A 20,151-nucleotide genomic window follows, 5' to 3' on the forward strand; every position below is an offset into this window, starting at 1 on the left:
TCAACCGAAAGGCCTTGGCGTTCTTGCGCCTGGCCTCAATCCGCCTCATGCTGCGAAAGCTCTGTCAAAAAACATCATGATCTCGGACAGACTCTAAGGGGGAAAATCCGGCGAAGCCGGAGTTTCAGCGCAGCCGACAGCCCGGCCCGCTAGGGCGACGTTCACCTGGACTGGTGCAATTGCTTTATCAACGCCGCGCTCACGGGGCCGCTTGGCCGCCTGCGCTTCGCAATTCCGACAAAGCAGAGCCCCATTGTAGTCCGAACGTGAGATGAGCGGCACACTTGTCGGAATAACAACTGACAATTCGTAAGAATCACATGACTCTCGCCGAGCGGCGTTTTCCGTGATGGGCGCCAGATTTCTTGCCGACGAACTGCCGTTCAGCATGCTCAGCTCTGCGGCACCTTCGCAGCTGCTCGCGAGCCTGAACAGCACGTTGTGCGATCCGTCGATCGCTGCGCCATCGGCACCGCATGCCTGCTCAATCGACGCCCTGCACTTATTTGCACGCTAGGCCCGCCGACTGCCGCACCAGCTTCTGACGGCACTTTACCTCACGGATCCGTCGTGCTTCGAGACAGTGCACGAGGGGGCACGAGGGTATGAGAGCATGTCAGCAAGGAGCCCAAAGGATCACGCCGTTCCATTAGCTTCAGCGCGTAGACCGTTGACGCATCGACGCGAGAGTTGACGCCTGTGGTATCCCGCGCCGCCCTTCCCGCCCGCTATCCACCTGTCGGTACCTGGCCTGCACTCATGCCTGCCGATATCGCTGCAGCGTATCTGGGTTTCGCGGACACGCGCGAACTCGCGCGCGCCGTCGGCCGCGGCGAGGCACCGCCACCAATCGCCCATCGCGGAACTGGACGGGCTCGACAACCGGTCTGGTCGAGAGCCAACATCGATCATTTCAGTATCCAGTACGCAGCAGCAGCGGCACCAGATGAAGCCAAAAATGAAGACTTGGCCTCTCTCGTATGAATACGCTCGATGCCACGTCGAGGCCTCCTCGCTATTTCCGGTCGAAGCCATTGAAGGGTGATCGATCGGGCTACTTCTTCGAGCCGCCGACTTGGGCCCGCAAGCAGGGCTGCCCCGTACATGCTGAAGCGCTCGGAGATGACTTCGCGTCGGCGGTCGAGCGAGCTGAAAATATTCTGCTGCCCGCTTTCGACAGCTGGCGTTCCGGAGGATTGACCGACATGCTTCCTGTGCTCCCTGTGCCCGGCACCTTTGACTGGCTCGTCGGTGTTTTCCGAACGCACCAGCGATGGCGAGACATCGATCACAAGACACAGCGCTTATACGGCCAGGGTCTGCAACTTTTCGCCAATCACGAACTAAAAGACGGCAGTCGCGTCGGCTCCAAGCAGATCTCTGATTTCACCAAAGCATTCGTCGATGCGGTCTACGCGAAGCTCCTCGTCGTGCAATACGAGGACAAGGAAGGTAACACCGCCAGGCGCGAACGTCGACGCTTCGCAAATGCAGCCATGACTGCTTGCAGACGTGCCTGGTTTGTTGGTCAGCGCGCGCAAGAAACAATGGTACCGCTGGTCAATCCATTTTCGCGGATGGGCCTAAAATCCCGTGCGCCTGGGCAGCCCATGCGGGAGACACCGACGGCAAGCTGGGACGAACTGGTCGCATTCAGGCGGGCTGCGAAACGGCTCGGATATCACTCAATTGGAACTGCCGCGCTATTGACATGGGAGTGGTTGCAGCGCGAGGAGCATGTATTCGGCGCTTTCGAAATCGCGCACTATCGGCCGAAAGAGCGGTCAAACAGCGTACGGATTGTGCATCCAAAGAATAACGAGGAAGCCTGGTGGCCTCTGTTCGACGACAAGGGCGCCCTCCTCTTCCCCGAATTGATGGCAGAACTTGATGCGATCAAAGGCTCTGTCGTTTCAGGATTGGTGTTCCGCCGTGATCATGCCCACCGCAAGTCGCTCGCCTTGATCCCATGGATGACCGAGCGCAAGGACCTTCGCTATTTTCGCCATGTGGTCAAAAAGATAGTCATCGCAGCTGGTCTTCGGCACGAGCTCTCATTTACGTCGTTCCGCCACGGCGGGTTCACGGAAGGTGCCGATAGCGATCTCACGGACGCTGAACTTCGCGCCGCCGGCCGCCATCGTTCGAGACAACAACTCCCAACCTACGCCAAACGCACGCGGAAGCAGTTGATCGCGGCAGCAAGGAAGCGCCGAGAGGAACGAGCGAGAACAGCCCTTTCATCAGACTCCGCGCTCGCTTCTCATGGTCCCGTCATTCCAGATAATTGACGCGATTTTCCTCATCAGGGAACGCTTGCGATCGGTCTGCCGCCTAGCGCCCGGTCCATGTCGGCTTGCGCTTCTCGCCGAAGGCCTTGAGACCTTCCTTGGCGTCCTCGGTCATCGCAAGCAGCGCGATCTGGCTTTCGGTATAGGCGATGCTTTCGTCGAACGACATCGACGCGATCGCCCGCATCGCGTATTTGCCGCGACGGATCGCAGTCGGGGATTTGTCGACGATGCGGCCGATCAGCCAATCGACCTTGGCATCGAGCTCGGCCGCCGGCACGACGTGGTTGAGAAGACCAGCAGCCTGCGCGGTCGCAGCATCGAACGGCTCGCCGGTCAGCGCCCATTCGTTGACGAGGCGCGGCGGGGCGATCGACTGCAGCAGGCTCAGCACCTGCATCGGAAACACACCGACCTTCACCTCGGGCAAGCCGAAGATCACCTGATCGCCGGCCACCGCCATGTCGGTCATGCACAGCAGCCCCATGCCGCCAGCCATGCAGACGCCACCGACCCGCGCGATCGCGGGCTTGGTCGCGTCCTGCGACAACCGCAGCAGATCGGCGTAGTCGACATTGGGGCGCGAAAAGTCCATCGAGAACGCCGCGCCGCTGTTCTGCAAATCGGCGCCGGCGCAGAACGCCTTGTCGCCCGTGCCGGTCAGCACGATGACGCGCACGTCCTTGTCGTCATGCGCCTCGCGATAGCCCTTGGCGATGCCCGCGATCACACCGGCATTGAGCGCGTTGCGCTTGTCCGGGCGGTTGATGGTGATCCAGAACGCCTGCCCGCGCTTTTCAAGAAGAACGCTGTTGTCGGTCATGTTTCCTGCCTGTTTTCTTGCCTGCGCGCTGTTGTCAGCCGACATTTGCCGCAGGATCGGCGCCGACTGCAAGCAGGATTTATGCGGCGGTCGACGCCTTCCTGATCCAGACCTTGTTGTCGTGGAACGCCGCGCCGCCAAGAGGTGCGACAGCCTCCGCTCCGGTCAGCATGTTGATGCCGCGCCCGCCGATGTGGGACTTGTTCGGATGGATCGACTCGGCGATCAGCACGCCGCGGCGAACGCCATCGAACAGTTTTGCAGTCAGCGTGGTCTCGCCGCGCATGTTGCCGAGCGTGACGGCGTCGCCATCGGCGATCGACAGGCCAGCCGCATCGTCGGGATGAATCATCACGGTCGGCGCGCCCTCGCGGGCCTGCGACGACGGCGTTTCGTTGAAGCTGGTGTTGAGGAAGCTGCGCGACGGCGACGTCGCGAGCCGGAACGGATGCTGCGCATCCGCCTCCTCGATGATCGTCCAGTGGTCGGGCAGCGAGGGCATCTTGTCCCATGCACCCATCAGCCCGCCGGTCCCGACCGGCACCTTGCCCCACTCCACCTTGAAGTGGAACTTCTTGTCCGGATGGGCAAAGCCATCGAGATAATGCGAGGTGCGGAAATCAGGCTGCAGATCACGCCACAGCTCGGCTTCGAGTGTGTCGATGTCGCCGTGCCCGCTCTTCTTCAGCGTCGCATCGATCAGCTGCCGCGGCGTCATGTCGAAGCCGGGATGCACGGCATTGAGGCGGCGGCCGAGCCCCTGCATCACCTCGTGATTGGAACGGCACTCGCCGGGCGGATCGATCAGCTTCGGGCCGACCGAAATGTGCTGATGGCCGCCGCCGTAATAGAGGTCGTCGTGCTCCATGAACATCGTCGCCGGCAGCACGATATCGGCCATCTGGGCCGTCTCGGTCATGAACTGCTCGTGCACCGCGACGAACAGGTCCTCGCGGGCAAATCCCTGGCGCACCAGCGCCTGCTCGGGTGCCACCGTCATTGGATTGGTGTTCTGGATCAGCATCGCCTTGACCGGCCCGCCGCCGCGCAGCGCCTCAGTATCGCCGGTCAGGATCCGGCCGATCTTCGACTGATCGAGAACCCGTGTGCTGGGATCGATCGCGTCGTGGCCTTCAATGATGGACTCGTCGAAGCGCCAGATTCCGGCATTGTTGAAGAATGCGCCGCCGCCCTCGTATTGCCAGGCACCGGTGACCGCCGGAATGCACGACGCAGCGTGCATCTGGGCGGCGCCGTTGCGGCTGCGGGTGAAACCGTAGCCGAGACGGAAGAAGGCGCGCTTGGTGGTCCCGACCAACCGCGCGAATGCCTCGATCTCCTCGACCGGCACGCCCGAGATCGCTGATGCCCATTCCGGCGTGCGGGTCTTCAGATGCGCCTCGAGCTCGCCGGGGCAATCTGTATAGCGCGCAAGGTAATCGCGATCGGCAAATCCCTCGCGGAACAGCACATGCATCACGGCACAGGCGAAGGCGCCATCGGTCCCCGGCCGCAGCAGGATCTTGATATCGGCCTGCTTCATGGTCTCGTTGTTATAAACGTCGATCGCCGCGATCTTCGCGCCGCGCTCCTTGCGCGCGCGCGATGCATGCGTCATCACGTTGACCTGGGTGTTCACCGGATTGGTGCCCCAGATCACGACGAGGTCGGAGACGCCCATTTCGCGGGGATCGACGCCCGCGATCTTGCCGGTCCCGGCAGCAAAGCCGATGCGCGCGATGGTTGCGCAGATCGTGCCGTAGAAGCGCGAATACTTCTTCACGTGCGACAGCCGGTTGAGGCCGTCGCGCATCACGAGCCCCATGGTGCCGGCGTAATAGTAGGGCCAGACCGACTCGGCGCCGAACTCCCGTTCGGCAGCATCGAAACGCGCCGCGATCTCGTCCAGCGCCTCGTCCCAGGAAATCCGCGCGAACTGGCCGGAGCCCTTCGGCCCGGTCCGGCGCAGCGGAACCATCAGCCGCTCGGCATGATGAATCCGCTCGGCATAGCGCGCGACCTTGGCGCAGACCACGCCGGCCGTATAGGTCTGCTGCTTCGATCCTCTGACACGACCGATCGCGCGGCCCTCGATCACCTCGATGTCGAGCGCACATGCCGAGGGGCAGTCGTGCGGACAGGTGGAATGGCGGATGTCGACTTTGGCGTGTTGGTTCATGGCCAAATTGGTAACATCAAATATCCACTCCGCCGAGGGGCATTATTGACCCGGTCCGGGCGAAAACCGGGCATGAGCCATGCGACGGCCGCGGCCCGGACGGCGCCGCTATCGGCCTCAACCGTCCGTCAAACGCGGAAGATGCGGGTATAGCGCGCCTTGATCGATTCTCCTTCCCGCTCCACCGCCGCAGGGTCGTCCTTCATCGTCTTGATGTCCTTCAACGGCTTGCGCCCGGCCTTCTCCTGGGCCTGGGCGTGGACGGATCTGAGCCCGCCGATCTCGACATTGAGCTGCTGCCCCTCGCGTCCGAGCGCGAAGGATTGAAACAGCCTGGCGGCATTCGGATGCGGGCAGTCCTTGAAGATCCCATTCGGGCCAACAATCATCGGCGACCCTTCGGTGGCGTAGACCGGCTCGACCGGGCGGCCGGCCTCCTTCATCTGAAAGATGTTGTACTCGTTGCCGTCGGCCATCACCGCACGCTCGCCGAGATCGAGCTTCTTGGGTGGGTCGGTCGAGGACTGCACCTGCATGATGTTCTGCTTCGCGAGTTGCTCGAAAAAGCTCCAGCCGAGATCGCGCTGCATCTGATAGGTCGCGGTCATGATGGTGCCGCTGTAGCCGGGATGCGCCTTGACGATCTTGCCCTTCCATTTCGGATCGAGCAGATCGGCAAAACTTTTGGGCGCCTCCTCGGCCTTCACGAGATTGGTGTTGTAGGCGATGATCGACAGCCAGACCCGGAAGCTTGCGAACTGCCCATCGGCATCGCGATGCTCCTCCGGATAGTATTTTGCGACCTCTTCCGGGACATAGGGCGCCAGAATGCCGTCGCGCTTCCACACGATGAAATGCGCGGCGTCGGAGGAATTGACGACATCGACGGCATGAATGTTGCTGGCGTATTCTTGGCCGACCCGCTGGAACACACGCTCCGCGCCGGTGCGTTCGACGCGCACGGTCATGCCTGAATATTTCGCTTCAAACGCCTTCGCCAGCTTCTCCGCGACCGGCAGATCGGTCGAGGTGTAATAGACGACCTGCCCCTCTTTCTTCGCCGCCTCGATCAGCGTCGGAGTAACCGGTTCGGTTGGAGGCGCAGCGGCCATCACGCGCGTCGAAAACGCGGCCCCTGCCAGCAGGGCGCCGGAGCCCCTCAGCATGTCGCGGCGCGATAACCCAGGATGTTTCCTCATATGATTCCCCGCACGCGGTGGCGAAGTTGAATACACCGTCCTCCCGCTCATATTCCGATGCACGAAGACGGAGTCTGTCGTCGACAGAGCCGTCAGGTTGCAGCTAGACTTCTGACCAAGAAACAAGACTAAAGTTGGGGGAAGCAATCAATGGCGGGCTTTCGGTACGCCTTGGTGTTTGTCGCGGCGTTGCTGACCGTGTCCATGTCAGGCTCATATGCGGACGCCGAAGATTATCCCGCGCGGCCGGTCAGGATTATCGTTCCCTTTGGTCCCGGCGGTCCGGCGGATGTCGTTGCACGACAGATCGGCAGCATCTTGCAGGAAGGCCTGGGCCAGCCGTTCGTGGTCGAGAACCGCACCGGCGCCGGCGGCGTGATCGGCACGCTCGAGGTCGCGAAGGCGCCGGCCGACGGTTACACCCTTCTGATGATGTCGAACACCCAGACCGCGAATGAATCGCTGGTGCCGCAGCGTAAATATGAACTGATGCGCGACCTGACGCCGATTGCGTCCCTGAACACGTCAGATCTAGTGATCGTGGTTCACCCGGCCGTCCCAGCGAAAACGCTGCAGGAGTTCATCGCACTTGCAAGGGCCCAGCCCGGAAAGCTGAACTACGCCTCGTCAGGCCAGGGTACGCCGTATCACATAGCGGGCGAATTGTTCAAAGCCATGGCCGGGATCGACGTCGTGCATGTGCCCTACCGCAACAGCGGCGAAGCCCGCAGCGGCATCATCGGCGGCCAGGTCCAGATGATGATCGATGCCGTTCCGGCGATGGCAGCGAATGTTCTCGAGAACCAGGTGCGTGCGCTCGCGACAACCGGCAAGACCCGTTCGAACGTGCTGCCCAACGTTCCAACGGTGATCGAGGCAGGCGTTTCCGGCTATGAGGCGACGATCTGGCTCGGCCTGATGGCGCCAGCGGATACGCCGAAGCCGATCATCGACAAGCTCAACACGGCCGTGAACGCCGCAATCAGACGGCCGGAGGTCGAGAAGCTCTGGGCCGCACAGGGGGCGGTGCCGATGACAATGACGCCGGACGAGTTCGACAAATTCCTGCACGCCGATATCGTAAGATGGGCAGAAGTCGTCAAACGGTTGGACAAGGCCCAATAGACACGCAACGGCAAGACCGTGGCGATGGAACGGAGCGCATGAAGACGTTGAACATCCTGAGCGGCGGCGCGGCGCAGGGCCTGGTGCGCAGCCTCGCGCCGGCCTTTGAAGCCGAAACCGGCCTCGGCATTACTGGGGATTTCGGTGCGGTCGGCGCCATGACCGACAGATTGCGCGCCGGCGTTCCGACCGACATTGTCATCCTGACCACCGCCCTGATTGCGAAGCTCGCCGACGAAGGGCTACTTCTGCGCAGCTCGATCACCAACATCGGCCGCGTTGAAACCGCCCTTGCCGTTCGGGCCGGCGATCTCCTGGTCAGCGCCAAGGACGCGATCAGCCTGCGCGCAGCGCTGCTCGCTGCGGACGCGATCTTCGTGCCCGATACGAAGGCATCGACGGCCGGAATTCATGTCGCCAGGGTCCTTGCGCAACTCGACATTGCCGATGTCGTCGCCGATCGACTGAAAGTCTTTCCGAACGGCGCAACGGCGATGCGGCATCTGGCCGGGTCCAGCGACCGTCGGCCGATCGGCTGCACGCAATCGACCGAGATCATCAGCACTCAGGGCGTCGTGCTATCGGGTGCCTTGCCGCCGGGATGCGAGCTCGCGACCATGTATACGGCTGCCGTTGCGACTCAGGCCTCGGCTGCAGCGCAGGCGCAACGTCTCATCGCGTTGCTGACGTCGCCGGAGACATCTGAGCTACGCAGCAAAGCTGGTTTTGTCTCCGGCCTGACGTCGTAGATGCCACAACCTAACGCGCCAACTGTGTGAGACCCGTCGGCGGTCCATCGACCGCAGTCCAGCCGCCATCGACGAACAGCGTGCTGCCGCTGACATAGCTGGCCGCGTCCGACGCAAGGTAGGCAACCGCGGTCGCGACCTCGTCGGCGCTGCTCCAGCGATTGAGCACGGTGTGGCTGGCATAGAGGTTGTAAATATCGGGCCGTTGCTTGAACGGACCGGTCAGCGCGGTCTCAGCGATGCTCGGCGCGATCGCGTTGACGCGGACGCCGGACCGTCCGACCTCGGACGCGAAGCCCTTGACCAGGAGACCGATCGCAGCCTTGGTCGATCCATAGACCGCGAGCCCCGGCTCGATGGTCACCGCACGCACCGAAGAGCAGGCAATAAGGCTGCCGCCCTGCTGCTTCACCATGATGCTGCCGAACGCCTGGAAGAACCAGACTGTGCCCTTGATGTTGAGGTTGATGACACGATCGAGATCATCCTCGGTGTAATCGAGGATGGTCTTGCGGATGTTCAGCCCCGGCGTCGTCACCGCGATGTCGATGCGCTGAAATTCCGCCAGCGCCTTTGCGGCCAATGCCTCGACGCCGGCGCGATCAGCAGCATCGCAACTGGCACCTGTTGCTGCCCCGCCCTGCTGCCGGATCGCAACAGCTGTTGCCTCCGCGCCTTCCTGTGTTCGATCGGCACACAGCACGCGCGCGCCAAGCGACGCCAGCGCTTCAGCCGAGGACCTGCCGATCCCTGAGGCCGCTCCCAACACGACGGCAGTCTTGCCGGTGAGATCGAACAGCTTGCGGTAGTTGGTCATTTGACCTCCCGGGGATGCGAGCAATGCTCGTTTGCCTTCCGTGACCACTTCATATACTAATATATCAGTTTTGGGACCGAGAATGCCCGCCCGCTCGCCGAAAAAGTCTGAGCTCCGCAACCTCGCTGGACACAGACGGACGGGTCGTCCGCGGACCGCAACTGCGGCAGCGCGGATCTATGCTGAGCTGCGCGCTGAGCTCGTCGCGTTGCAGCGCAGACCTGGCGATCCGATTATCGAGGCTGAGATTGCACTTTTATACGGCGTCAGCCGGACTCCGGTGCGGGAAGCCATCCTGCGGCTGTCGGATGAGGGGCTTGTCGAGATTTTCCCGCAATCGGGAATCTTCGTGTCTCGCATACCGCTCGCCGCCCTCCCCGAGGCGATTATCGTCCGAAGGTCGCTGGAGGAAACCACGACCCGCATGGCAACCGAGCGAGCCAGCGCCAGCCAGATCCTCGGCCTGCAGGCGATCCTCGAACGCCAACGCGAGGCCGAGATGGCCGGGGACCGCGAAGCATTCCATCAGGCCGACGAGGCATTTCACGCCGCCATCGCTGACGTTGCCGGACACCCCGGCATCTGGAACCTGATCCTGCAGGTCAAGGTTCACGTTGACCGCTTCCGATGGCTCACTCTACCCCAACGTGGGCGGATGGCCGAGGTCATCGCCGAGCATGAGGACATCACGGCCGCGATCGAGGCCCGCGACCCTGCATCCGCCGGAGCCGCGATGGCCAGACATCTCGAACGGCTTCTGGCCGACATCTCGGCCACCCAGCACAACAATCCGGAACTCTTCGACGAGCGAAGCCAGCCGGCATGACCGCGGCCGGACTCCGGCCAGGCAGTTTTGGGAGGAAATGACGTGAACCGTACGCATCGATCGCAGCACCGCGGTACCGGGCTCAACCGTCGTGACATCATCAAGATCGGCGCCGGCCTTGGCGCGATCGTTGCGGCCTCGGCGCAGACGGCGCTCGGCCAGTCGAAGGCGGTTTTCAAGGCGTCGGACGTACAGCCGCCTGGCTACCCAACCGTGGTCGCGACGGAAAATTTCGGCAAGAAGCTTGCGGTGGTGACCAATGATCGCCTGTCGCTGCAGATGTTTCCGTCGATGCAACTCGGCGGCGAGAAGGAAACCATCGAGCAGACCCAGATCGGCGCGATCCAGATGCTGCGCGTCAGCGCCGGCTCGATCGGACCCATCGTCGATGACATCAACGTCGTCAACATGCCTTTCCTGTTCAAGAACATGGCGCATGCCGAGCGGATGATGGATGGCCCGATCGGTCAGGAATTGCTGGACAAGATCACAGCAAGCCCGAACGCGGGGCTGGTCGCACTGTGCTGGATGAATTCCGGAGCACGCAGCCTCTACAACACCAAGCACGCGATCAAGACGGTCGCCGACATCAAGGGCCTCAAATTCCGCGTCATCGGCAATCCGATCTTCATCGACATGATGAATGCGCTTGGCGGTAACGGCGTCGCGATGGGCTACGATCAGGTGTTCAGCGCGCTGCAGACCGGCGTCATCGACGGCGCCGAGAACAATCCCCCGAGCTACGTCTTCAGCAATCACTACACCGCAGCGAAACACTTTTCGCTCACCGAGCACCTGATCGTTCCAGAGCTGCTGCTGTTCTCGAAACGGGCATGGTCCGCCCTGGCAGCCGATGACCAGACGCTGATCAGAAAGCTCGCCCGCGAGGCGCAGATGGAAGAGCGCGGGCTCTGGAACACCTACGAGCAGCAGGCGATGGAGAAAGCAAAAGCCGCCGGGTGCGAGATCATCGAGATCGCCGACAAGGCGCCATTCCAGAACGCGGTCAGGCCGGTATGGGACAAATATGGCCCGAAATACCAGGACATGATCGGACGCATCCAGTCCGCCTGACACGGCGCCATACGGTAAATCGACATCTCATAGGAAAAGGACATGGCCGGATCATATCGCCGCGCGATGGACTATCTGTATCTTGCCTGCGTCATCACGGGCTCTGCAGCGCTGATCCTGATTTCAGCGGTCATCCCCTGGGCGGTGTTCACCCGCTATGTCCTGAACAGTGCCGCATCCTGGCCCGAACCCCTCGCGGTGCTGCTCACCATCGTCGTGACGTTCATCGGTGGCGCCGCCGGATATCGGCTCGATCTGCATATGAACGTGGCATATTTTGCCGACGAGCTGCCCGATCCATTCCGCAACCTCGCCGATCTTGTCGTCCAGCTGCTGATGGGCCTGATCGCACTGTTCATGATCATCTGGGGCTATCGGCTCGTCGAGGTGACCTGGCACAACACGATCGCCGACTTCCCGTCCCTTTCGGTCGGCGTCACCTATCTTCCGATTCCGATCGGCGGCACCTGTCTGCTCCTGTTCATCATCGAGCGGATTTTTCTGGGTGCGCCACCCGATCCGATCGGACCACACCGCGACTTTTCCACCGACTGATCGCGAGAGGCCACGATGGATATCCTTATTCTGCTCGCGACAATGCTGCTCTGTTTCCTGATCGGCATGCCGATCGCCTACTCGCTGGCAATGGCGGCCATCGTCGGCGCCTTGTGGATCGGCATTCCCCTGGAAGCGGTGATGCTGAAGATTTCCGACGGTGTCAGCAAAGTCGCCATGCTGACAATCCCGTTCTTCGTTCTAGCCGGCGCGATCATGGCGGAGGGCGGCATGGCCCGGCGTCTGGTTGCGTTTGCCGACGTGCTGGTCGGCCTGACCGGTCTGCGTGGCGGCCTTTCGATCGTCAACGTGCTTGCGACGACATTCCTGAGTGGCATTTCCGGATCGGCCGTCGCCGATACATCCGCCATCGGTTCGGTGATGATCCCGCAGATGGAACGGAACGGCTATCCGCGCGTGTTCGCGACCAACCTGACGATCACCTCGTCGGTTCAGGCCCTGCTGGTCCCGCCGAGCCACAATGCGGTGCTCTACTCACTTGCGACGGGCGGAACGATTTCGATCAGCGCCCTCTTCATGGCTGGTGTGTTCCCCGGGCTGCTGCTCGGCTTCTCGCTGATCATTCTGTGCCTGGCCGTCGCCTATCGCGAAAAGCACCCGCACGGCCAGACTGTGCCGGCAAGAGACGCGATCCGGATCGCCATCGATGCTTCCTGGGGTCTCATCACTCTCGTCATCATCCTTGGCGGCATTCTCGGCGGCATCTTCACCGCGATCGAAGCCGGCGCAATCGCCTGCATCTGGGCCTTCTTCGTCACCATGTTCATCTATCGCGACTATCGCTGGCGCGACCTGCCGGTGCTGCTCCATCGCACACTGCGTACCGTCGCGATGGTGATGACGCTGATCGCTTGCGCCTCCAGCGTCGGCTACATCATGGCCCTGACGCAGATGCCGGCCAAGATGACCGCTTTCTTCCTGTCGATCTCCGATAACAAGTACGTCATCCTGCTCCTGATCAATGTCTTGCTGTTGGTGCTCGGCACACTCGTCGACATGGCGCCATCGATCCTGATCGCAACGCCGATCCTGTTGCCGGTGATGAAGAACTTCGGCGTCGATCCGGTCCATTTCGGCATGATCATGCTGCTCAATCTCGGCATCGGCCTGTGCCATCCACCGGTCGGAGCGATCCTTTTTGTCGGCTGCGCGGTCGGCAAGGTCACGATCGAGCAGGTCATGCGCAAGATCTGGCCGTTCTACGCGGTGATGTTCTTTGTCCTGCTGTGCGTGACCTATCTCCCGGAAATCTCGCTATGGCTGCCGCGGCAACTTCAGGTTCTGCACTGAGGCAGGCGGCATCTTGCACAACTGCGGCAAACGCGTCAGCATCATGGATAGAAGCGCGCCTGCGCCAGCTCCGTCAAGAATGGGCACCCGCCGTGAGGATCATCGACCTGAGCCGAGAGCTCTATCATCGCACGCCGAGCTATCCCGGCCATCCGCCGATCATGCACGGGATGTGGAAGAACCACGAGGAAGCCCTGGCGGAGTCGCGAAATGTCTATGGGCTGGCCTCGATGTTCATCTCGATGCCCGACCACGGCGGGACCCATATCGATGCACCCCGGCATTTCGGCCCCGACGGCATACCGATCAATGAATATCCGCTGGAAAAGTGCATCGTGCCGGGCATCTGTCTCGACCTGCGCCACATTGCGCCGCGTGCCGAGATCACCCCATCCGACCTCGATACGGCCGTGAGGGCGGCTGGACGGCAGATCCCGAAAGGTGGCACGGTCCTGCTCTGCACCGGCCATCACGCGCGGACGTTTCCGCGCAAGGAATACGCGACCGACAATTCCGGCGTGAACGTCGCGGCCACCGAGTGGCTAGCGAAACAGGGCATCGTCCATTTCGGCATCGACTCGATGCGCCCAGGTCCCGACAGCGACGAGAACCTGCTTGTTCACAAGGCCTGCCTCGATCTCGACATCACCCACATCGAAAGCCTGTGCAATCTCGAAGCCCTGCTCGGCCAGGGGCAGTTCACCTTCATCGGCCTGCCAATGAAATGGCGTGACGGAACGGCATCGCCGATCCGCGCGGTAGCCGTATTCGATCTTTAGAGCCGTGATGCGGATGACGGATGTCCGATGACAGGCAGCAGATCGGCTCTTCCCTTGCGTCGTTCGATCCTGAAAGCCGGTGGTGCGCTCGCGATCGCCGGCCTCACCGGAATGGCCAGGGCCGCCGGCTATCCGGAACGCCCAGTCAAGATCATCGTGCCATTCGCGCCGGGCGGACCGACCGATATCATGGCCCGCATCCTTGGCACCCACCTTGGCGAAGCGCTCGGCGGCACCATCGTGGTCGAGAACCGTCCCGGCGGCGGCGGCAATATCGGAATCGGCATCGCCGCACATGCCGAGCCTGACGGCTATACCCTCCTGATCACATCGAGCGCCTATGTCGTCAACCCGGGCCTCTATGCCAAAATCCCATACGATCCGGACAAGGACTTTGCGCCAATTGCCGAGCTCGGCACTTCGCCCAATGTGATCCTGGTCGATCCGAAGCTCGGGATCAGTTCGATCACCGACCTGATCGCGCGTGCAAAGGCCAACCCGGACGAACTGAACTATGCCAGCCCCGGCCTCGGAACGACGCCGCATCTCGCCGGCGAGCTGTTCAAGATGATGGGCCAGATCCAGATGACGCATGTGCCGTTCTCGGGCGCCGGTCCAGCCATACAGGCGATCCTGAGCGGAACGACCCAGGTCGCGTTCGCGGCACTCCCGCCTGCCCATCCACATATCGAGTCAGGAGCATTGAAGGCGCTGGCCGTCACTGGAACCCATCGATGGTTCGATTTGCCTGATGTGCCGACCATGATCGAGCTCGGCTACAAGGATTTCGTCTCCGACACCTTCCAGGGGTTTCTCGCCCCCGCAAATACGTCCCCCTCCATCGTCGAGTTGCTGTCGGCGAAATCGATCGCGATCCTGAAGACGCCGAAGATCGCCGAACAGCTGCGCAACGACGGCTTCGAGGTGCTTGCAAACGGCCCCGATGGCATGCGCAAGCGTATCGCAGACGAAGTTCCGAAATGGCGCGACATCATCGCAAAGGCCGGGATCAAGCCGGTCTGAGCAGATCAAGATTGCGCGACACGCACAGCGTGTGACCTTGCGACCGCTCGCCGGCATCCCTACGCTGCCCGCCCATAACAAAACAAGACCAGGGAGGCGATCGTCATGACCACCAGGCGGGATTTCCTGAGAGCGGGAGCAACGGCGGCGGCAGGCATTGTGTTTTGCAGCTGCGGACTCGTCCACAACGCGAATGCGCAGCAATCGCACCAGAAGTTGCCGGTCACCGTCGACGGCAAGCGCATCAAGACGATCGACATTCATTCGCATTGCCACTTCCGCGAGGCGGGAGCCCTGCTCGGCGCCGACGCCGGGAAACTGCAACTGCCGCCGGTCAACGGCGCCGCCGAGGCCTTCATCGAGATCGACAAGCGCCTGGCGGCGATGGACGCGCAGGCCGTCGATATGGAAGTGCTCTCGATCAATCCGTTCTGGTACGACCGCGATCGTGATCTTGCCAGGAAGATTGTGAAAATCCAGAATGAAAAACTTGCCGAACTCTGCGCCTCGAAGCCCGACAGGTTCGCAGCCTTCGCCTCGCTGACGCTGCAGGCGCCGGATCTTGCGGTTCAGGAGCTGGTGACCGCGGTCAAGAAACAGGGGCTGAAGGGGGCAGCGATCGGCGGCGTCGTCGACGGCCTCGAATTCTCCGATCCGAAGTTTCATCCCGTATGGGCGAAAGCCGAGGAACTCGGTGTCCCCCTGTTCATCCATCCGCAGGGCGTGCCCGAGCTCGGCAAACGGCTCTCCGGCAATGGTTGGCTTGGCAACACGATCGGCAATCCGCTCGAGACCACGATCGCGCTCTCTCACCTGATCTTCGAAGGCACGCTCGACCGCTTTCCGGGATTGAAGGTCATTGCCGCACATGGCGGCGGCTACCTCCCCTCGTATGCCGATCGCTCGGACCATCCCTGCCTGGTCGGACCCAAGGGATGCAATCCGGAGATCAAGCTCCAGAAGGCGCCGACGGAATATCTCAAGCAGATTTATTTCGACTCTCTGATCTTCACACCTGAGGCCATCCGGCACCTTGCGGCCCAGGTCGGCGCCGGCCAGATCGTGCTGGGAAGCGACTATCCCTATCCATGGCAACTGGCGCCGGTCGATCACATCTTCGCTTGCTCATCGCTCGGCGACGACGACAAGGCCAACATTCTCGGCCGGACCGCAGCAAAGCTGCTCGGCGTCGCCGCGTGAGGACGGCGGCGGACCGTTGAACAGTTTGAATTGCCGAGGTCGCGCCGCGATGCGCGACGATGGCGTCAACGATCAATAGGCTTTCACCGTCCGTATCCCATTGCGCGGCTGAGCCGTGGGCGCCGGCTGCGCAACTCTGGGCGACGGATCGGTGTCGACCGCGTCAGTTCCAGCGAACTCCGCTTGCGCCGCGTCTGAAATCCATTTGACCGCTGCGGGGTGACTGACCAGCATCCCGATCAATGCAATGATCACGAGCACCGGCAAAGCGACAAGCTTGATGCTGAAGCTCCCGTAGTTGCTCTCTGGATCCTGCTGTCGGTTGTCGAACGAGCCCTGCATGGATTCCTCTACAGTGCGGATGTGCTCCCCGAGGCATCACTTACCGCAGGGCACGCGAGGCCGATGTGAATGGTTTCACAGGCTTTGTCCGGTTCACCGTTTCGTGAAACGCGGGATCGATCGAGCAGCCGGAGCGGCTACTCGCCGTCGTTCGCGCCGGCGTCGACCAGCTCTTGCAGAGATGCGGGCTTCAGCACAACGATCGCGCCATGCTCAAGCCTGACCCAACCGCGCATCGCCCAGGCGCGGAGCTGCTTGTTGATGCTCTCACGGGTCATACCGACCATCTCGCTGATCTCCTGCTGGGTGATCGAGATGGTGCGCCCCTGCGGCTTGTGCTTGTCGCTCAGGCGCAGCAGCGCGCTGGCCAGACGGCCGGGCAAGTCCTGCAGGATAACCTGCTCGACCTGATCGCTGGTCCAGCGCAACCTCGCGCAAAGCAGCTCGATAAACTTCATCGCAAGCGTCGGCTGGCTGCGCACGAAGGGAATGAACTCGCGCCGGTCGATGACGAACAGCTCGCAATTGGTGTTGGCGGTGGCATCGGCGGTCCGCGACAGGCCGTCGAGCAGCGCGATCTCCCCGAATATCTCTCCTGCCTCGATCAGGTTCAGAATCGCGTTGCGGCCGTCCGGCGACGAGATGCTGATTTTCACCGTGCCCGAAATCACCGCAATCAGGCTCGTGCCCGGATCGCCTTTGGAAAAGATCGTGGTACCCCGCTTCAGCGTGGTGTGCTTGGCATAGCGGCAGAGCTGATCGAATGCCTCGGGCTCGAGATCGGCGAAATAGGGATGCTTGCGCAGCACCGACAGCTTGTTGTTCGAAAACGATGGCGCGCCGGCAGTTCGTTCTATGGGCGGCGCACCGGTCATCGTGATCCAGACTGATTGTGTTGCGTTCAGTCGGCCGCCAGCAGAGCGGACACCGACAAAGCCATCGATCAATGAAAGCGCAGAGACTATAACCCCACCGGGGCCCTACAGCAACAAAAGGTCCGGGCCGGTGGCATTGGGATCTGAGGCAACCAACGTACAATTTGGAATAAATACGCACCTATGCAACGCTCAATTGTAGCCAGCGGCCGCCTTTGACCGGAATGCCCGGTCCATCAACGACAATTCTCGCCTGGCAAAACCCGTCTGTGTAAAGGTCAACGCCGCCAGCTCACAGCAGCTTGCCGTCCGGCCCAAAGAACGGATGCGGCCCGTCAAACTGACCGATGGGGACCTGATGAGTGACCAACTGTCCAAAATCCTGCCCAGGAAACCATGTGTGCAAGTGGAATGCAGGCGGTTCCACCTTGAAGGATGGTTGGCGGAACTGTCCGAGGTCGAGGTCGACCGCATGGTTCGGCGCGGGGCACAATGTCACGGGAATCCCGGCAAAGGTCGTCAGCATGGCACGATGGACATGCCCGCACGCGATCAACCGCACACGCGGGTGACGTCCGACGATGCCTGCCAATTCGTCGGCATTGAAGAGGTCCTGGCGGTCCATATGCCAAATGCCGCCCTTGAATGGCGGGTGATGCAGGAAAAGTAGCGCCGGCCGATCGACTGCCGTCGCCAGCGTCGCGTCCAGCCATTGCAGCGTGGACGTTTCGAGCATGCCGTGGGGCTTCCCAGCTACGCTTGAATCCAGCAGCAGGAGATCGAGGCCATTCACCTCGATCTTCTGGTCGAGCGGGCCCGTTGCGTGAACATAGGGCCCGGCAGGGAACGCGGCGCGCATCCACTCACGCGAGTCGTGATTGCCGGGAATTCCGGCAAACGGCAGGCGGAGCGGCGCGAGCAATCGCTTGAGATAGTCGTATTCCTCGACCGACGGCGTATCGACAAGGTCGCCCGAGATGACAACGAAATCGGGCGCCGGCTCAAACGCGCTCAGCGCGGCCACACAACGCTCGAGCGCCTTCGCGGTATCGACCCGGCCATAGGCCAACGCTCCCGGCGGCTTGATGTGGAGGTCGGATATCTGGGCGATGAGGACCGGTTTCGACGGCATCGATCAATCTCAGGGTTCGGAAGGGAGGAGACGGACAGCACTAGGCGAGATCGAAAGCCCTATTCGATCGCCCACCTTGGCTTGAATCGTGTTGGGCGCGTCGACATTCAGCGGCTTGCTCGATGCACCGCTCACGACGAGCCGCTGTCGGTCGCCGATGAAGCTGACGGAATCGACAATGCCTGAGAGCAGCTCCGCCCCAGCGTCAACCACGCGAATGGTTTCTGGGCGGATCATGACGGTCGCATTCGCAGTCGTTGATTCTCCCTCGATCGGCAACCGTCCACCGGGCAGGATCAATACCCCGTTCTCGATCGCGGCTTCTATGATGTTCGCCGCTCCGACGAATTCCGCCACAAACCGATCCTTCGGCGCAAAGTAAACCTCGCGCGGCGTACCGATCTGCGCAATCGCACCTTTCCGCATCACCACGATGCGGTCGCCCAATTCCATGGCTTCGGCCTGATCATGCGTGACATAGATCGTCGTGATCCCGAGTGCTCGCAACAGCCGGTTGAGTTCGCTCCGTAGCCGGTCCCGCAAGGCGGCATCAAGCGCAGTCAAGGGCTCGTCGAGCAGCAAAATGCCGGGCCGGATTGCGACGGCGCGAGCCAGTGCGACGCGCTGACGTTGGCCGCCCGAAAGCTGGTCGATGCGGCGGTTCTCCAACCCCCCGATGTTTGTGAGAGTCACCAGATCGGCGACGCGTGCGGCACGCTCGTCCCTGGCAACACCGCGGATCCTCAGCCCGTAGGCGATATTGTCCGCCACCGTCATGTTGGGGAACAGGGCGTAGGACTGGAACACCATCCCGACATTGCGCCGCTCGATCGGGACCGATGTCACCTCCTTGCCGTCGAACAGGACCTTGCCGCCAGCATCCGGCAACTCGAGGCCAGCGATGATGCGCAGCATCGTGGTCTTGCCGCAGCCGGATGGGCCAAGCAGCACCAGCGTCTCGCCACGCGCAATGTCGAGGGTTGCGGGATCTAGGGCGCGCGTGCCATCGGCAAAGGTCTTGCCACAGGCCTCGATCCGCACCGCTGCGCCGTGCCCGGCCGTACTCATCGCTTGTAATCCCTGTCGGCCAGCAGTTGCATCGCGACCAGAAGCGGAATGATCATCACAAAGAAGATCAGCGTGTAGGCCGAGGCCACTTCGAGTCGCATCGAGGCGTAGCTGTCGGCGAGCCCGATCGGCAATGTCTTCGTCAACGGCGTGTGCAGCATCCAGGTCAGGTTGAATTCACCGAGCGACAGCGTGACCACCATCAGTGCGCCAGCCAGTATTCCCGGCAGCGCGTTCGGCACGATGACATCGCAGAAGCGCCGCCATGGCGATGCCCCCAGCGAGGCGGCCCCCTCATCGAGCGTCTTGATGTCCACGGTCGCAAACACCGCCATGACCGACCGCACCATGAACGGCATGGTGAAGATCACGTGTCCGACCAGGATGAAGAGCCAGGAACGGCGAAAGTCGCCAAAGCTCCCGTAGGCGAGCAGCAGTGCGAGCGCAATCGCAAGCCCGGGGATCGCCAACGGCAGCGTGATGATCTCCTCGACGATGCGGGCAAGCCGGCCTCCCCGCGTATGGAGGGCATAGGCTGCGGGAACACCCGCAAGCAGCGTGACCGCAAGCGTCGCAAACGCGATCACGAACGACAGCAGAATGGTGCCGGCGTAGAGCTCCCAGACCTGCGCGACCCATTGCAGGGTCACGCCGGACTGGATGCCCCGGAAATAATTGACGGTCACGCCGGCGGAGATCGAAAGTCCCGCAGGCACCACCAGGAATGCTGCAACGAGCAGCGTGAAGATGAACTGGCCGGTGAAGATCAGACGATCGCGCATG

19 protein-coding genes are annotated in these 20,151 nt (G+C 62.0%); 10 read left to right on the forward strand and 9 right to left on the reverse strand.

Annotated features, from left to right (window positions below):
- The first annotated feature begins 980 nt into the window (after positions 1–980).
- Entirely contained in the window at positions 981–2,291 is a 1,311-nt protein-coding gene (locus tag ABIB78_RS07085; RefSeq protein WP_429023025.1) for a hypothetical protein, read from the forward strand.
- Positions 2,292–2,334: 43 nt separating this feature from the next.
- Here the strand turns inward: ABIB78_RS07085 and ABIB78_RS07090 are convergent, their stop codons facing one another.
- From ABIB78_RS07090 to ABIB78_RS07100, 3 genes are all read right to left on the reverse strand, one after another.
- Positions 2,335–3,114 (reverse strand): enoyl-CoA hydratase/isomerase family protein, encoded by a 780-nt coding sequence (locus tag ABIB78_RS07090; protein WP_429023027.1) that lies wholly within the window; start codon positions 3,112–3,114, stop codon positions 2,335–2,337.
- A gap of 79 nt (positions 3,115–3,193) precedes the next feature.
- Positions 3,194–5,293 carry a molybdopterin oxidoreductase family protein gene (locus ABIB78_RS07095; protein WP_429023029.1) on the reverse strand — a complete coding sequence of 700 codons (2,100 nt, stop codon included), beginning with the start codon at positions 5,291–5,293 and terminating at the stop codon, positions 3,194–3,196.
- Between the two features lie 128 nt (positions 5,294–5,421).
- Entirely contained in the window at positions 5,422–6,492 is a 1,071-nt protein-coding gene (locus tag ABIB78_RS07100; RefSeq protein ID WP_429023030.1) for an extracellular solute-binding protein, read from the reverse strand.
- Between the two features lie 204 nt (positions 6,493–6,696).
- On the opposite strand from ABIB78_RS07100, the gene ABIB78_RS07105 reads away from it, so the two are divergent.
- Positions 6,697–7,617: a tripartite tricarboxylate transporter substrate binding protein gene (locus ABIB78_RS07105; RefSeq protein ID WP_429024026.1), complete on the forward strand. Its 921-nt coding sequence runs from the start codon at positions 6,697–6,699 to the stop codon at positions 7,615–7,617.
- 38 nt (positions 7,618–7,655) lie between these two features.
- The gene (locus ABIB78_RS07110) at positions 7,656–8,366 is read left to right on the forward strand and encodes a molybdate ABC transporter substrate-binding protein (RefSeq protein ID WP_429023032.1); all 711 of its coding nucleotides are present in this window, start codon (positions 7,656–7,658) and stop codon (positions 8,364–8,366) included.
- A gap of 10 nt (positions 8,367–8,376) precedes the next feature.
- Here ABIB78_RS07110 and ABIB78_RS07115 read toward each other — a convergent pair whose 3' ends face one another.
- The gene (locus ABIB78_RS07115) at positions 8,377–9,183 is read right to left on the reverse strand and encodes an SDR family NAD(P)-dependent oxidoreductase (protein ID WP_429023034.1); all 807 of its coding nucleotides are present in this window, start codon (positions 9,181–9,183) and stop codon (positions 8,377–8,379) included.
- Positions 9,184–9,265: 82 nt separating this feature from the next.
- Between ABIB78_RS07115 and ABIB78_RS07120 the strand changes: the two genes are divergently transcribed.
- From ABIB78_RS07120 to ABIB78_RS07150, 7 genes are all read left to right on the forward strand, one after another.
- Positions 9,266–10,009, forward strand: a complete 744-nt coding sequence (locus ABIB78_RS07120; protein WP_429023037.1) for a GntR family transcriptional regulator — start codon at positions 9,266–9,268, stop codon at positions 10,007–10,009.
- Between the two features lie 42 nt (positions 10,010–10,051).
- Positions 10,052–11,083: a TRAP transporter substrate-binding protein gene (locus tag ABIB78_RS07125; RefSeq protein WP_429023039.1), complete on the forward strand. Its 1,032-nt coding sequence runs from the start codon at positions 10,052–10,054 to the stop codon at positions 11,081–11,083.
- Between the two features lie 42 nt (positions 11,084–11,125).
- Positions 11,126–11,638, forward strand: a complete 513-nt coding sequence (locus ABIB78_RS07130; protein WP_429023041.1) for a TRAP transporter small permease — start codon at positions 11,126–11,128, stop codon at positions 11,636–11,638.
- A gap of 15 nt (positions 11,639–11,653) precedes the next feature.
- Positions 11,654–12,949, forward strand: a complete 1,296-nt coding sequence (locus tag ABIB78_RS07135) for a TRAP transporter large permease (protein WP_429023043.1) — start codon at positions 11,654–11,656, stop codon at positions 12,947–12,949.
- Between the two features lie 92 nt (positions 12,950–13,041).
- The gene (locus tag ABIB78_RS07140) at positions 13,042–13,728 is read left to right on the forward strand and encodes a cyclase family protein (RefSeq protein WP_429023046.1); all 687 of its coding nucleotides are present in this window, start codon (positions 13,042–13,044) and stop codon (positions 13,726–13,728) included.
- A 27-nt stretch (positions 13,729–13,755) separates the two neighbouring features.
- On the forward strand, positions 13,756–14,751 hold the full coding sequence (locus ABIB78_RS07145) for a Bug family tripartite tricarboxylate transporter substrate binding protein (RefSeq protein ID WP_429023049.1): 996 nt from the start codon (positions 13,756–13,758) through the stop codon (positions 14,749–14,751).
- Positions 14,752–14,856: 105 nt separating this feature from the next.
- Entirely contained in the window at positions 14,857–15,951 is a 1,095-nt protein-coding gene (locus ABIB78_RS07150; RefSeq protein ID WP_429023052.1) for an amidohydrolase family protein, read from the forward strand.
- 72 nt (positions 15,952–16,023) lie between these two features.
- Here ABIB78_RS07150 and ABIB78_RS07155 read toward each other — a convergent pair whose 3' ends face one another.
- The 5 genes from ABIB78_RS07155 to ABIB78_RS07175 form a co-directional block, all read right to left on the reverse strand.
- On the reverse strand, positions 16,024–16,293 hold the full coding sequence (locus ABIB78_RS07155) for a hypothetical protein (protein WP_429023054.1): 270 nt from the start codon (positions 16,291–16,293) through the stop codon (positions 16,024–16,026).
- Positions 16,294–16,430: 137 nt separating this feature from the next.
- Positions 16,431–17,168 (reverse strand): Crp/Fnr family transcriptional regulator, encoded by a 738-nt coding sequence (locus ABIB78_RS07160; RefSeq protein ID WP_429023057.1) that lies wholly within the window; start codon positions 17,166–17,168, stop codon positions 16,431–16,433.
- A gap of 292 nt (positions 17,169–17,460) precedes the next feature.
- Positions 17,461–18,300 (reverse strand): phosphodiesterase, encoded by an 840-nt coding sequence (locus ABIB78_RS07165; protein WP_429023059.1) that lies wholly within the window; start codon positions 18,298–18,300, stop codon positions 17,461–17,463.
- Positions 18,301–18,309: 9 nt separating this feature from the next.
- Entirely contained in the window at positions 18,310–19,368 is a 1,059-nt protein-coding gene (locus ABIB78_RS07170; RefSeq protein ID WP_429023062.1) for an ABC transporter ATP-binding protein, read from the reverse strand.
- On the reverse strand, positions 19,365–20,150 hold the full coding sequence (locus tag ABIB78_RS07175) for an ABC transporter permease (RefSeq protein ID WP_429023064.1): 786 nt from the start codon (positions 20,148–20,150) through the stop codon (positions 19,365–19,367). The genes ABIB78_RS07170 and ABIB78_RS07175 overlap by 4 nt, the downstream gene beginning before the upstream one ends.
- Position 20,151 lies beyond the last annotated feature (1 nt).

Origin of the sequence: Bradyrhizobium sp. I1.14.4, assembly GCF_050435825.1 — a bacterium.
Taxonomy (GTDB): domain Bacteria; phylum Pseudomonadota; class Alphaproteobacteria; order Rhizobiales; family Xanthobacteraceae; genus Bradyrhizobium.